At 45.3% G+C, this 13,965-nt stretch carries 9 protein-coding genes, 1 pseudogene and 1 riboswitch; of the genes and pseudogenes, 8 read left to right on the forward strand and 2 right to left on the reverse strand.

Annotated features, from left to right (window positions below):
• From QE390_RS08785 to QE390_RS08805, 5 genes are all read left to right on the forward strand, one after another.
• Window positions 1–1,263: a DUF4350 domain-containing protein gene (locus QE390_RS08785; protein WP_307141872.1), complete on the forward strand. Its 1,263-nt coding sequence runs from the start codon at window positions 1–3 to the stop codon at window positions 1,261–1,263.
• Window positions 1,263–2,963: an AAA family ATPase gene (locus tag QE390_RS08790; protein ID WP_307141873.1), complete on the forward strand. Its 1,701-nt coding sequence runs from the start codon at window positions 1,263–1,265 to the stop codon at window positions 2,961–2,963. Before QE390_RS08785 ends, QE390_RS08790 begins: the two co-directional genes overlap by 1 nt.
• A gap of 471 nt (window positions 2,964–3,434) precedes the next feature.
• On the forward strand, window positions 3,435–4,733 hold the full coding sequence (gene thrC, locus QE390_RS08795) for a threonine synthase (RefSeq protein ID WP_307141874.1): 1,299 nt from the start codon (window positions 3,435–3,437) through the stop codon (window positions 4,731–4,733).
• Window positions 4,734–5,113: 380 nt separating this feature from the next.
• On the forward strand, window positions 5,114–5,590 hold the full coding sequence (locus QE390_RS08800; protein WP_307141875.1) for a hypothetical protein: 477 nt from the start codon (window positions 5,114–5,116) through the stop codon (window positions 5,588–5,590).
• Window positions 5,591–5,630: 40 nt separating this feature from the next.
• Window positions 5,631–5,939, forward strand: a complete 309-nt coding sequence (locus QE390_RS08805) for a YtxH domain-containing protein (RefSeq protein WP_307141876.1) — start codon at window positions 5,631–5,633, stop codon at window positions 5,937–5,939.
• A 78-nt stretch (window positions 5,940–6,017) separates the two neighbouring features.
• On the opposite strand, the gene QE390_RS08810 is transcribed toward QE390_RS08805, so the two are convergent.
• Entirely contained in the window at window positions 6,018–8,438 is a 2,421-nt protein-coding gene (locus QE390_RS08810) for a TonB-dependent receptor (RefSeq protein WP_307141877.1), read from the reverse strand.
• 114 nt (window positions 8,439–8,552) lie between these two features.
• A riboswitch (TPP riboswitch) is annotated at window positions 8,553–8,648 on the reverse strand.
• 134 nt (window positions 8,649–8,782) lie between these two features.
• Here QE390_RS08810 and QE390_RS08815 point away from each other — a divergent pair.
• Window positions 8,783–9,811 carry a hypothetical protein gene (locus tag QE390_RS08815; RefSeq protein ID WP_307141878.1) on the forward strand — a complete coding sequence of 343 codons (1,029 nt, stop codon included), beginning with the start codon at window positions 8,783–8,785 and terminating at the stop codon, window positions 9,809–9,811.
• A 256-nt stretch (window positions 9,812–10,067) separates the two neighbouring features.
• Here QE390_RS08815 and QE390_RS08820 read toward each other — a convergent pair whose 3' ends face one another.
• The gene (locus tag QE390_RS08820) at window positions 10,068–10,964 is read right to left on the reverse strand and encodes an OmpA family protein (protein WP_307141879.1); all 897 of its coding nucleotides are present in this window, start codon (window positions 10,962–10,964) and stop codon (window positions 10,068–10,070) included.
• Between the two features lie 447 nt (window positions 10,965–11,411).
• Between QE390_RS08820 and fusA the strand changes: the two are divergent.
• Window positions 11,412–13,506 (forward strand): annotated as a pseudogene (gene fusA / locus QE390_RS08825) (elongation factor G).
• A gap of 148 nt (window positions 13,507–13,654) precedes the next feature.
• The gene (gene rpsJ, locus QE390_RS08830; RefSeq protein ID WP_094811061.1) at window positions 13,655–13,960 is read left to right on the forward strand and encodes a 30S ribosomal protein S10; all 306 of its coding nucleotides are present in this window, start codon (window positions 13,655–13,657) and stop codon (window positions 13,958–13,960) included.
• Window positions 13,961–13,965: the final 5 nt, after the last annotated feature.

Genomic DNA, 13,965 nt, shown 5'->3' on the forward strand with positions numbered 1-13,965 from the left:
ATGATGAAACTGAAAAATTCCAAATTTAGCCTCATTCTGCTGGGCATTGTGGCTCTGTTCATCGCAGTAGAATATTTCCGCCCTCGCCCCATTGACTGGACGCGTACGTACCGTAATGACCAGAAAACACCCTTTGCTGCCGAAGCTATTTTTGATTTATTACCCGGTCTTTTTCCCAGCCAGCCGGTTAAATCAGTACGGGTTCCTTTTTATAATTTGGAAAAGGAAAACGAGTGGCCGCTGCGAAGTACCTATCTGTATATCAATGAGAATTCTACGTTTGAAACGCCCGATATTCGAGCTTTATTCCGATTTATCAAGCGGGGTAATGTCGTGTTTTTATCGGCGAATAGTTTCCCGAAAGCCATTCTGGATACACTTCATCTGAAAACGGGAACGCATAACCTAATCGACTTCAATCGGGCGTATCAGAGCCAGCAGGAGGCAGAAGAAAGTCAGGAGTCCTTTTACAATCGGTTTCGGCTGGATACGATGACCATTAATTTTCTAAACCCGGCGTTCGCTCAGGCAGGGCAGGGGTATGTCATGGAAAAAGAAACGGCTGAAAACCATTTTATTACTACGGACTCTACTCAAATGGGAACGGCTTTGGGGGTAAACCAGCACGGGCAGTATAACTTTCTGCATTTTCGGCTGGGAAAGGGCGAGCTATTCCTGCATTCGGCTCCTGAAGTCTTTACGAACTATTATGTATTAAAACAGGGTTCGGATAATTACGCTTTTAGAGCTTTGTCGTATTTACCTAACCTGCCGATTTATTACGATGAATACAGTAAACAGGGCCGCGAAGGTGAACAGAGTTTGCTACGTTTTCTCTTCACCACCCCAAGCCTGACCTGGGCTTATTACCTCACGCTGGCAGGGCTGGGATTATTCATGATTTTTGAAAGTAAACGCCGCCAACGGGTCATTCCGGTGATTGAACCCGTCAAAAATAAATCGCTGGAATTTGTAGAGACGGTGGGTCAGTTATATTACCAGCAGGCCGATCACGCCTCGATTGCGGAGAAAAAAATTCAGTACTGGCTGGCGTATGTAAGACAGCGATTCAACATATCTACTACCGAACTGGATGAAGAATTTAAAGAAACCCTAACGGCCAAAAGTGGACTGGAGCGGTCCGAAATTGACCGTCTGTTGGGACGGATTGGTCAGGTACGATACTTTTCGGGAAATCTTCCTGAAAATCAGTTAGTAGACCTCAGCAATCAGATTGAACAATTTTATCAGCGTACGAAGTAATGACAGACATTGAGGAGAAAATTAAGCGTATTCAGCAGATTGCTCAGTATTTACAAACACTGGAAGCAGACGATGCGGCTTTATTTTCCCGATTGAATGAAATTCCAAAAGCTACCGTTGAGGAGTTACTGGAAGATTATAAACAGGTTACCCAGAATTTTCAGCCCATTAACCTTTTACGTTACGAAGTATTAAATCAGCTTCAGGAAGAGCGTCCGCCGCTGAGTGCTCAGGACGTGGATTTTTACCGCGAACGAATCGAGCGGAAAGACACGGATTACTTTCTGAAATACGGCGTTAATGTCGTGGATGGTCTGGCTAATCATACCAAGAAAGATTCCTTTAGTCTGTACCGCAAACAGGGAAAGCATTTATACTTTCGATTATTATACACGCTCTTTTACCGGCGAATTGAGTCCCAAAAAATTCACCAGACTCTACAGGACATTGCCGAAACGATTGCTGACGAGCTAGGGATAGAGAAATATAAAACCCACCACGTCGATTTTAGGGGCAGTACCAACATGGGTACGCTCAACTGCTGGTTAGCGTTGTTTCCTAAAAACTGTTCTTCGCACCGGCATTGTCACCATTTGTTTATTACTATCGAAGCAGAGGGACTAAAAGCAGGCTTATGGTCAGGAGAACAGAATAAACCTTCCTTTGATGGATCTGTGCAGCGTTTTCATACCTACGAAACAGCTTTGGCCTTTCTGAAGCGTCTGAAAAGCGACTATTATGCCTGGAATCAGCGGGAGCTTCAGCTTCAGGAAAAAGTAGCTTCGGTTCCGATGGAGGTAATCCAGCCAGCAGTAGTAGAAGAACCCGACGTTCCCTATGAAATACCGGCGTATACCCAGTCCGATGCTCAGGCTGAGTTATTTCTTTCGGACGAACGTTTCCGGGAGTTGCTGGAAGCCTTGCATTACAAGCAGAATGTAATCCTGCAAGGGCCGCCCGGAGTAGGTAAAACCTTCGTTGCCAAGCGGCTGGCTTATACCTTACTGGAACAAAAAGACGAAAGCCGAATCGAAACGATTCAGTTTCATCAGTCCTACGCTTACGAAGATTTTCTACAGGGCATTCGCCCGGACGGCGGCGGAAATTTCTATTTGCGTAATGGCGTTTTTTATGAATTCTGCCAGCGAGCCCGTCAGTCAACGCAACCTTTTGTCTTCATCATTGATGAGATTAATCGAGGCAATCTGAGTCGGATTTTTGGTGAAGTATTTCAACTCATCGAAAGCGACAAACGAGGCCCCGAAAATGCCATTACTCTGACTTATTCGGAAGAGCGTTTCTACGTTCCGGCAAATGTATACTTGATTGGCACCATGAATACCGCCGATCGTTCACTGGCGTTGGTGGATTATGCCTTACGTCGTCGTTTTGCCTTTGCAGACTTATCCCCAGAGTTTGGGGCTGATTTTCAGAAGCATTTGGAAAATCAGAACGTATCTACAGGAGTTATCCACAAATTAGTGGATAAAGTAAAAGTTATCAACGAAGTTATCCACAATGATCGGCAGTTGGGCGGTGGATATCTCATTGGGCATAGCTACTTCACTCATCCGCAGGAGCCTTTTCAGGAATGGTATAAGCGGATTATTAAACTAGAAATCGCTCCGTTACTACGGGAATACTGGTTTGATCAGCCTGAATTGGCGGAAGAATACATCCAGTTTTTGTTGAAGGAATAGCTAGGCTATGTCGCTGCTTTCGAAAGCGATCTGTAAGGGATTTATACTTTCGAAAAGCAACGATAACCACCTCTTACCCAGACGTGATGAAGTCGCGTCTCTACATTACAGAAAAAACATCTACCCGCAGTCGCTTGGCTCTGCCAAGCGATTGCTACCATAAGCTACCGTGCCAAGCACAGACCTTCGATCGCATTCGTGCACGAACAAGAAATAGCGGTTGTAACTAGCTTGACCCACTCCCGATATCCCCAGGTTTCGGAGTTATCCACAGTTAGTATGCTTGGTGGTTTCATTAAAAAACCAAACTCTATTTGGCAAGCCCGAGGGAAAACTCGAATTTTGCGGCTCTAATACTAAAATAGTTACTGGTTTCAGTGGAAAGTCTTTCGATGAAAGCTGCTGCGAGTTGAGTTCCGACCCCAATTACTTAGGACTTAGACTTCCACTGATTATGAAAAGCAAACTCGGATGAATCTGTATTCCACCAAACACCAGAGTCCAGACGTTAGTCTTGAAGAGGCTGTTTTCCGGGGACTTCCCCCCGATAATGGTCTATATATGCCCGACCATATTCCCACGCTTCCTCTTTCGTTTTTTGAGAATATTCAGAATCTGTCTTTAACCGAGATTGCTCTGGAGGTTTCAAAAGCATTAATTGGTGATGATATCCCGGAAGCGGATTTAAAGCGAATCATTGACCAGTCCATTACCTTTGATGCTCCCGTCGTTGCGGTGGAACCTGACACCTATGTGCTGGAATTATTCCACGGTCCTTCCATGGCGTTCAAGGATTTTGGTGGTCGCTTTATGGCTTCACTGATGTCATACTTCCTGGAAAAATCAGCGAAGGAAATTCATATTCTGGTGGCTACTTCGGGTGATACGGGTGGTGCTGTTGCTCAGGGTTTTTACCAAACACCCGGTATCAAAGTAACGATTCTTTACCCCAGTGGAAAGGTTTCCGACATTCAGGAGAAGCAGTTAACTACGCTTGGAGCCAACGTAACGGCTCTGGAAGTAGACGGTACGTTTGATGATTGCCAGCGACTGGTAAAAGAAGCATTTCTGGACGCTGATTTACGAGCGAAGTTCAATCTGGCTTCGGCTAATTCCATTAATATTAGCCGCTTGATTCCTCAGTCGTTTTATTACTTCAATGCCTACGCCCGTCTGAAACATTTGGGTAAACCCTTAGTGTTCAGTGTGCCTAGTGGTAATTTTGGTAACCTTTCGGCGGGGATTATTGCGTATCGGATGGGTCTGCCCGTTCGCAAATTTATTGCCGCTACGAATAGCAATCACATCGTTCCTGACTATCTGGCAACGGGTACCTTTGAACCAAAACCTTCGCAGGAAACGATTTCTAACGCGATGGACGTGGGTAACCCCAGTAACTTCCCCCGTTTATTACTCTTGGGGGGTGGCGATTGGGAAAGCGTAAAAGATCTGGTTACGGGTGTGTGGTATGACGATGCGAAAACGCAGGATACCATTCGTCGGGTGTACGAAAACACGGCTTACCTCGTTTGTCCGCACACTGCCATTGCTTACCAGGGACTGAAAGACGTGGTTGCTGAAATGAATGAGGACGTAACGGGTGTGTTCCTGTCGACTGCTCATTACGCTAAATTCCTTCCAACGATGGAAGCAACCTTAGGAACGACTTTACCCGTACCAGAGCGTCTGGCGGAGTTACTGGACAAACCTAAAGTAGCCACACCGATGACTACCACTTTCGCCGATTTTAAGGCGTATTTGTTGCAATAACCCTTTCCCAATGTATAGTGAAGAGCCGGGCGAAAGTCCGGCTCTTTCGTTTGTATTAAGTAGTAACAGCTCTGGGAAATTGAGTCTTGACCGTGTATAGCATTCAACGAAAAGTAAGTTAAGGTAATAAATAGAAAGAAAAGTGGGAAATTTTTCCCCAAAAAGCACCTTGTTATTCGTTTGGTATCACTTTTTGATTTTAATAACCTGTTCGTCAACCTGAGACAAAACTTAAAATTTATCACCACGTTCAACCAATCATTTATTCAGTACTTCAACCTACAATTGAAATTTATAATCCAACCTACGTTTTATTAATTATTAAAATTATCTTTTCAACCTGTCATTATCATTCAATCCAACCTACGTTATTTTTTGCCATGAAAAAGAGTTTGATGACCATTAGTGCTGCTTTGCTAGTAAGTGCTTTTACACTCACTTCCTGCGAAGAAAAACCAAAAAGTGCTCGTGAAGATTTAGCCGAAGCTCAGGAAGACGCCCGTGAAGAAAAGGCTGAAATTAACAAAGATCTGGCAGAGGCAGAAAATGATGCAGCAGCCAAGAAAGCGGAAGTAAATGCTGAATTGAAAGGCGAGGAGCGGGAATTCATGGCTCGTATGGAAGCTCAACGAGATAACATTGATGCCGAGCTGAAACAGATTAACGCAAGAATTGATGAAACCAAGGGCGAAGAGAAAGCTCGCTGGGAAGCCCGAAAAGACCGTCTCGAAAAACGTAAAGACAAAATCGAAGACGATATGGACGAACTCAAAGGCGGTTTGAAACGCGACTGGAAATCGTTCAAATCAGACGTTGAAAAGACGTTTGATGATGTAAAGAAAGACTTGAAAAACTAAACATATCATTCGAGTTAATTCAAGGTAAAACCATTCAACCATGGCTAAAAACAGTTTATTAGGATACGCAGCTGCCGGAGCGGTAGGCGTACTGATTGGAATCGTAGTTGCTCCTGAAAAAGGCAGTAAAAATTTCAAAAGCGTAAAGCGTTTCATTAACGATTGGGCAACCAAGATGCTGGATGAAATTCAGGCTGGTAAAGACAACCTGGAAGATTACGCAGATGAAGCTCGCGACAAAGCATTTGAACTGAAAGGAAAAGCACAGGCGAAAGCTGAGGATTTTGCTGATGATGTTCGTCATACGTACGCTGACGCAAAATCGGATGTTAACAAATCTTTCTCTTAAGAGAGGCTGTTTATCCAATCCATAAAAAAACCGGTAGGCTTGCTTACCGGTTTTTTTTATGGATTGGATAAATGGATGTTAGAACTTGATTCCTATTGCCGCCAGGAAGTTAAATCCGGCTTGTGGATAGTAATAGTTTTCAGTAGTAAACTGTCCTTCTGATGTATAGCTGAACGTATAGCCATTCGATTCATAAAGTCTATTGAAAACGTTATTGAGCAGTAAACTCAGGTTTATTTCCTTCACAAATTTGGGCTTAATGCTATAAATCGCCCGAATATCGTTTGTGAAGTAACTGGTTAACTTACGGTTTTCATCCTGCGTATTATCCAGGTATTGTTTTCCTACGTACTTCGCCAGCCAGCCTAATTCCAGGTTTGTAACGGGCTTCCACAGTAACTGTCCACCGGCAATGACATTAGGAGAAAATGAGATGTCCGTATTATTGAAAGTAGCCTGCGTTTGGGTAGGACGACCCAATGCGTCGTACACATCGTAATTATCGTAATAAGCCGTAAACGTCTTGATTTTATTCCGGCTAAAAGTTGCGTTTGCATTCAGCGTAAGTGTTTTCGTGAATTGAAACGCTCCTTCTACTTCAATACCAGAGCGGTAACTCTTGCCCGCGTTCGTTCGCGTGGGGCTTCCTACGTCATTCAGCTTTCCAGTTAATACAAGCTGATCGCGGTAATTCATGTAATAGCCATTTACATTCAAAGCCAGCTTCCCGGACTGGTATCGATACCCAGCTTCCCAATCTTGCAACCCTTCCGCTTTGGGGCGACTCTGGATCGTAGATTGCGTATAATCTTCGCGGTTAGGTTCCCGGTGAGCTACGCTAAAGGAGGCATAAGCGGAGTGATGCTCATTGATCTGATAATTCAGTCCAAGTTTAGGATTGAAGAAACGAAGAGCCGCCTGCTGCTGCGTGTTTTGACTGAGGCTTCCAATCCCGTAAAAATCATAGTCTACTTTTCGGAATTGAGCATCCGCAAAGACATTGAGTTTTTCGGTTAACTGGTAGTACGCTTTAGCGTAAAAATTAAGATCGGTTTTACTAGCATCGTCTTCGTAATAACGCGTACGAATGTTAGAGTTACTCGCGAAACGAGCCCAGATGACTTCCCCAAAATGTTTGCCAGTGTACTTATTCCAGCCCCCACCAATGTTCACTTTCAGCTTTTTGAAGGAATCATAATCAAAGGAGAAGACCGTCCCGTAGAAATCATTATCCAGCCATTTCCGACGAATTAACGTCGTAGTGTCTATCGTAACTCCACCAATGACTACGGGTAATAAGCGGTACTCGCTTAGTTTCTGCTTAGGCTTGTATTCCTCGAAATACCCACGGCCTTTGGTGTAATGCAGGTTGAAATTGAATGTCCAGTTACGGCTCAACTGATGGGAGCTTAGCAACTGATAGTTATCCTGCTGATAGTTATCCGTCTGATTATCGTAAGTAAATTCGTTATACGTCCGATTGGTTTTTAGCAACGTTTCGGGTACGCCATTCCAGGCCTGATAGGTTTTTTCAATACCGGAGAAAACATTCAGACGAACGAACGATTTCTTGCCAAAGTAAGCCCCTGACAGATAAAACGATTTGAGATTAGAACCCGCCCGGTCAATGTATCCATCGGAAGTAAGTCGGGATAAACGAGCATCAACGGTAAACTTGCCGTTAATCAGGCCGGAACCAACCAGAACATTATTTTTGATGGTATGAAAAGAACCGACACTGTGGTTCGTTTCAGCATAAGCTTCCTTGCGAAATTCATTGGTTTGTACGTTTACGGTCGCCCCGAAAGCACCTGCTCCGTTAGTAGAAGTTCCCACCCCCCGCTGAATCTGAATGCTGGTGGTACTACTGGCAAAATCGGGCATGTTTACCCAGAACAAACCCTGACTTTCGGCATCATTATAAGGAATGCCATTCAAGGTTACGTTAATGCGGGTGGCATCCGAACCGCGAATGCGAAAGCCCGTATAGCCAATACCCGCTCCAGCTTCACTTGTACTGACCAGGGAAGGCTGAAAGTTCAATAATACGGGTAAATCCTGTCCTAAGTTCTGCTTCTGAATCTCTTCTCCACCGACGTTGGTGAAAGCCATACCCGTCCGCTGATTGGCCCGTGTGGCTGAAACCACGACTTCATCGGCCATGTACGAACTACGAACCAATGCAATCTGAAGTGGTTGTGACGGATCCAGATTAACGCGTTGTTTTTCGTAACCAAGGTAACTAACCTCCAGCGTTTGAGCAGTAGCGGGAAGATTACTTAAGGAGAAAGTACCGTCGGACTTCGTTGTTATGCCTCGCTGGGTTCCAATGACCCGAACACTAGCACCGGGTAAAGGCTGTCGGTCGGCAGCATCGATAACCGTTCCGGTACTGTTTTTCTGGGCATAAGTGGTGAAGGAAAGAAAGAAAAGACCGCACAGCAGGACTCTAAAGAAGGCCGTTGTGCTTCTTGCGGAAGTAATAAAAGTCGCATGCATAGGATGTAACGCCAAGCGACAGGTAAAGGGGCTGAATCCCGTCTGGGTTCAGTAATACTAGTAAATGAAACGATGGATGATGTGAAAAATTCGGCGGACTATTGACAGTACATGCTGAATTTTCAACGCTTTCCCTTCGACGGCATTATCCGTATCAGGTTCAATGGGTATGATCTCAGCCCGTTGGGTAGGGCACCCCTTTATGCGATCAGTAGAACAAAGGTAGGCGTTTGTGTTTAGTTCAAAGGGTTACAACCAATTTATTTTATAGGGTAATCGCCTGCGTTCCAACCTTTGGAAAGAATCTGGGGTCTTTAGATGGTCCTTCCATAACCTTACCTACCATGAAAGTTTTCACCATGCTTTGCTTTATGGGCATAGCAGCCTTCCTGGGTATGACGCTCGCCTCTACCCAAAAACAGGTTCAACCTATTAATGCTGTCATTGGCGACGAGAGTTACCTCGAAACGTTTGGCCGTCGCCCGGATAACCAGACTTCGGAAACCTTTCGAATTGAAACCCATCTGGCTTACGTGACCACAAAACTGCGTTCCCGTAATGTCAGTTACCTGCCTGAAAATCTCCAAAAAAAGCGAAAGCAGATGCTGGAATTGTTACAGCAGTATCGGGATGAAGGGAGGTTCCCTAAAAACTACGATCATCCTGACGAACGTCGCCCCTGTTTTATTGATCGCGACGGAGCCATCTGTGCGGTAGGGTATCTGATTGAGCAAACCGCGGGCCGGGAAGTAGCCGAGCGAATAAACGCCCGGCATCAATATGATTATATTCAGGACATGGATATGCCGGAAGTGAAAGAATGGATTCAGCAATCAGGATTAACGGAAGAGGAATGTGCGATGATTCAGCCGAGTTATTTTAGTTATGGTTCCAGTGAGTACGTATCTCGAAATCGTATTTCAACTGCGTACGGAATTAGTTCCGGGATTGCAGGGGGGCTAAGTCTGGGAATAAGTGCTTTGAATATACATCAGCTTCAAACAGGAAGTAATGATAAATGGATACCAACAATAGGAATGTTATCTGGAGCAGGGGAAATAGTATTAGGATTAATCAATCGGCCAGAGCCTTTAGGTACAGCTTATAAAATTGATGGTAAGTATGTGGATATGAAGAATATGATTTGCGGGGGCTGCTATGGTACACTCACCGAAGTATACTACACAAATCGGCATCAGGAAATACTCTCTTGGGCAAACGTAAGTTTAGGGGCCTTAACTATGGCTTTAAGTTCCTGGAATCTATTTCATAAGAAAGAAGAGAATCAGAAGCACTTTCAAACAAGTACCCGGTACGGGGTAACCGCTTTACCTAAGTCTGGGATTCGAATAACGATGTTGAAAAGTTTCTAATTCCCTCTGTAGAGACGCGACTTTATCGCGTCTGGCCGGGAGAAGAAGATAAATAAAAGGGTAACAAGACCGCTTCTTAACCAGACGCAATGGATGCTCGTCTGGCTGGTAGGTGAGAATGAATGAGAGGTAAGAAAAACCGCCTCTTACCCAGAGGCGGTAAAGTTGCGTCTGAATAAGAGGAGCGGTCATAAAAAACCCCGGCTCACATATGATGAGCCGGGGTTTTCACGTGTATCCTCCTTCAAGGAATGCCTTATTTTTTCTCCAGCAACTGGAAGAACTCATCCAGACGTGGAGTGAGGATAATCTCGGTTCTGCGGTTGACTTTACGTCCGGCCGCACTCTTGTTAGAGTCCTTGGGTTCGTACTCACCCTTGCCGGCGGCGGTCAAACGAGCGGGATCGACCTTGAACTTGCTTTGCAGCAAGCGTACCACGGAAGTGGCCCGGCGTACGCTCAAGTCCCAGTTATCCTTGTTGACTTCGGTAGCGATGGGGACAGCATCGGTGTGGCCTTCCACCATGACTTCGAGCTCACTGTGATCGTTGATGACCCGAGCTACTTTTCCTAAGACTTCCTCAGCCCGGGCATTGACATTGGACTGACCGGTAGCAAAGAGAAGTTTATCGGAGATCGAAACGTAAACGACTCCTTTTTTCACTTGTACTTCCACGTCCTCATCATTGACATTGGCCAGGGACCGCTTGAGGTTCATGACCAGGGTCATGTTGAGAGAGTCCTTGCGTTGAATGGAAGAGTTGAGGCTCTGGATGTATTTACTCTGCTGATCGATGGCTTCCAGGGAACGTTTGATGGACTCGGCCCCCTGTTTGGAAACGATGGAGAGATCGGCCATGCGGTCGAGGAGCCCGGCGTTGGTTCGTTTGAGGTAGTCGAGTTGATCTTCGACTTCTTTGACGCGGGCGGCTTTAGCCGAGAGTTCGGAGTTTTTGGAATCGAGTTGAGCCTGCAGGGAAGCGGACTTTTGCTGGCAGTCGCCGAGTTCGACGCGGATGCGTTCAGCCAGGCGAGCGTTTTCGGCCTGGAGGTCGTTGACCTGGGTTTGCAGGGCCCGGGCTTTTTTCTTGCTCACGCAGGAGCTGGTCATTACGGCTGTGGACAGAGCCAGCATTACCCAAATTTTTCTCATAATTGTGTGGTAAGGTTTAGCGAAATGGATTCACTGTTGTAAAAAGACTCGCAAAAAAGATAAAAAAATGCTACGATGTCAAACCCTTTCATGTTAAGGACTTGTTAAAGTAGCCTAAATACCCTTACCCCGAAAAGTTGGAAGGTAAGTGACTGGTAAATAAAATTATACAGAATGGGAATGATCTGAAGGGCCTTCGCGTTATTACTATAATGACCCCCAGCGTATCTGCAATGTCCCGGCTCAATGCCCGAAAATCAGTATTTCGGGCAGAAATAAAAGTTAACTTCCAATGAGCCAAAAAATTACCTTGAATTAGCACTAGTATTTTTCTAATAATTCGTCTATTTTTGCACCCCGATTGCCGGACTGTAAAATTTCGTTAGTTCTCGAAATTCCCGGCAGCCAAGGGATCCGTACGGAAACAAACACAATCAAAAACCAATAATGGCAAGAGATTTAAAATTCACTCGAAACATTGGTATTGCCGCCCACATTGATGCCGGGAAAACGACCACTACGGAGCGTATTCTTTACTATGCGGGTGTTAGCCACAAAATCGGTGAAGTACACGATGGTGCTGCTACCATGGACTGGATGGAGCAGGAGCAGGAGCGTGGTATTACCATTACTTCCGCTGCTACGACAGTAAACTGGAAGTATCGTGATAACTCTTATCACATCAACATCATCGATACTCCGGGTCACGTTGACTTTACGGTAGAAGTAAACCGTTCATTACGTGTACTCGATGGTCTGGTATTCCTTTTCAGCTCAGTTGACGGCGTTGAGCCTCAGTCTGAGACGAACTGGCGTCTGGCCGATAACTACAAAGTTCCCCGGATCGGTTTCGTTAACAAAATGGACCGTTCAGGTGCTGACTTCCTGAATGTAGTGAAGCAAGTAAAAGAAATGCTGGGTAGCAATGCAGTACCTCTGCAATTGCCTATCGGTGCGGAAGATGGTTTCCGTGGCGTAGTTGACCTGGTAAACTTCCGTGGTATCATCTGGAATGAAGCTGACAAAGGTATGACCTTCGAAGTGGTCCCCATTCCTGAAGATATGCTGGAAGAAGCTACTGAATACCGCGAGAAATTACTCGAAGCAGTAGCTGAATACGACGAAACGCTGATGGAAAAATACTTCGAAGATCCTGAGTCGATCTCTGAAGATGAAATCCTGGCTGCTCTTCGTGCCGCTACGATCGAAATGAAAATCGTACCTATGTTGTGCGGTTCTTCATTCAAAAATAAAGGGGTACAAACGATGCTTGACTACGTGATGGCTCTGATGCCTTCTCCGCTGGACAAAGAAGCAATCGTTGGTACAAACCCTAACACGGATGCTGAAGTAGTTCGTCACCCAACGGAAGCGGATCCTTTCGCAGGTTTAGCATTCAAAATTGCTACGGATCCCTACGTAGGTCGTCTGTGTTTCGTACGTGCTTACTCTGGTGTATTGGAGGCTGGTTCTTACGTTCTGAACACGCGTTCAGGAAACAAAGAGCGTATCTCTCGTATCTTCCAGATGCACGCTAACAAGCAAAACTCAATCGATCGTTTAGCGGCTGGTGATATTGGTGCAGTAGTTGGTTTCAAAGACATCAAAACGGGAGATACCCTTTCTGATGAGAAGAACCCAATCATTCTGGAATCCATGGATTTTCCCAGATCCCGTTATCGGTTATGCCATCGAGCCTAAGAAATCGGCTGATCAGGATAACTTCTCTAAAGCGATCACAAAACTGATCGAAGAAGATCCTACGTTGAAAGTTGAAACCAACGAAGAAACAGGTCAGACGATTATGCGTGGTATGGGTGAGCTTCACTTGGAGATCATCATTGACCGTATGCGTCGTGAGTTCAAAGTGGAAGTAAACCAGGGTGCTCCTCAGGTAGCTTACAAAGAAGCTCTGACGAAGAGTGCTGAACACCGTGAGGTTTACAAGAAACAAACGGGTGGTCGTGGTAAATTCGCCGATATCGTATTCGAAATCGGGCCACGGGAAGATGGTAAGCCAGGTCTGGAATTTGTGAACGAAATCGTGGGTGGTACGATCCCCCGGGAATTCATTCCTGCGATCCAGAAAGGTTTCGAAGAGGCTATGAAAAATGGTCCTCTGGCTGGTTACCAAATGGATTCTATGCGAGTTCGTCTGTACCACGGTTCTTTCCACGATGTCGATTCAGATTCGCTGTCATTCGAAATGGCTGCTCGTCTGGGTTACAAAGAGGCAGCTCGTTCCGCTGGTGCGAAACTGATGGAACCTATCATGGCCGTTGAAGTATTGACTCCAGATGAGTACACCGGACCTATCACGGGTGACTTGAACCGTCGTCGTGGTATCATGAAAGGTATGGATACTCGTAACGGTGCTCAGGTAATCAAAGGCGATGTACCTCTGTCAGAACTGTTCGGTTATGTAACAGATCTGCGTACGATGTCATCCGGTCGTGCCACGGCTAACTTGACCTTCTCTCACTACGAATTCGTTCCACAAAACATTGCGGAAGAAGTAGTGAAGAAAGCAAAAGGCTTATAATTTTTAGTTGTTTGTTATTAGTTGATAGTACTAAAATCTAAAAACTAATAACAAACAACCAAACCAAGACTTCCCTGCCGGAGTAAATGGTTCTTTCGGCGAAGGGTTTGCGGAAACGCATTTTTTAACGAACCAGTTATTAACTCTGATGAGCCAAAAAATTCGCATTAAGCTCAAGTCATTTGACCACAATTTAGTGGACAAGTCGGCTGAACGCATCGTGAAAGCCGTTAAGGCTACGGGTGCTGTGGTAAGTGGTCCTATCCCCTTGCCTACTGATAAGCAAATCTATACCGTACTGCGTTCACCTCACGTTAACAAAAAAGCTCGCGAGCAATTCCAGCTTTGTACGTACAAACGTTTAGTTGATATCTACTCGACTTCAGCTAAAACGGTAGACGCCCTGATGAAGTTAGAACTTCCTTCAGGTGTTGACGTAGAGATCAAAGTTTAAGTAGC

This window comes from Siphonobacter sp. SORGH_AS_1065 (assembly GCF_030818595.1).
GTDB lineage: Bacteria > Bacteroidota > Bacteroidia > Cytophagales > Spirosomataceae > Siphonobacter.

Bases quoted from the DNA above. Each gene is read 5' to 3' on its own strand.
- QE390_RS08820 (WP_307141879.1), bottom strand. From the start codon at position 10,964: ATGAGAAAAATTTGGGTAATGCTGGCTCTGTCCACAGCCGTAATGACC.
- rpsJ (WP_094811061.1), top strand. From the start codon at position 13,655: ATGAGCCAAAAAATTCGCATTAAGCTCAAGTCATTTGACCACAATTTA.
- thrC (WP_307141874.1), top strand. From the start codon at position 3,435: ATGAATCTGTATTCCACCAAACACCAGAGTCCAGACGTTAGTCTTGAA.
- QE390_RS08785 (WP_307141872.1), top strand. From the start codon at position 1: ATGATGAAACTGAAAAATTCCAAATTTAGCCTCATTCTGCTGGGCATT.
- QE390_RS08810 (WP_307141877.1), bottom strand. From the start codon at position 8,438: ATGCATGCGACTTTTATTACTTCCGCAAGAAGCACAACGGCCTTCTTT.
- QE390_RS08790 (WP_307141873.1), top strand. From the start codon at position 1,263: ATGACAGACATTGAGGAGAAAATTAAGCGTATTCAGCAGATTGCTCAG.
- QE390_RS08800 (WP_307141875.1), top strand. From the start codon at position 5,114: ATGAAAAAGAGTTTGATGACCATTAGTGCTGCTTTGCTAGTAAGTGCT.
- QE390_RS08815 (WP_307141878.1), top strand. From the start codon at position 8,783: ATGAAAGTTTTCACCATGCTTTGCTTTATGGGCATAGCAGCCTTCCTG.
- QE390_RS08805 (WP_307141876.1), top strand. From the start codon at position 5,631: ATGGCTAAAAACAGTTTATTAGGATACGCAGCTGCCGGAGCGGTAGGC.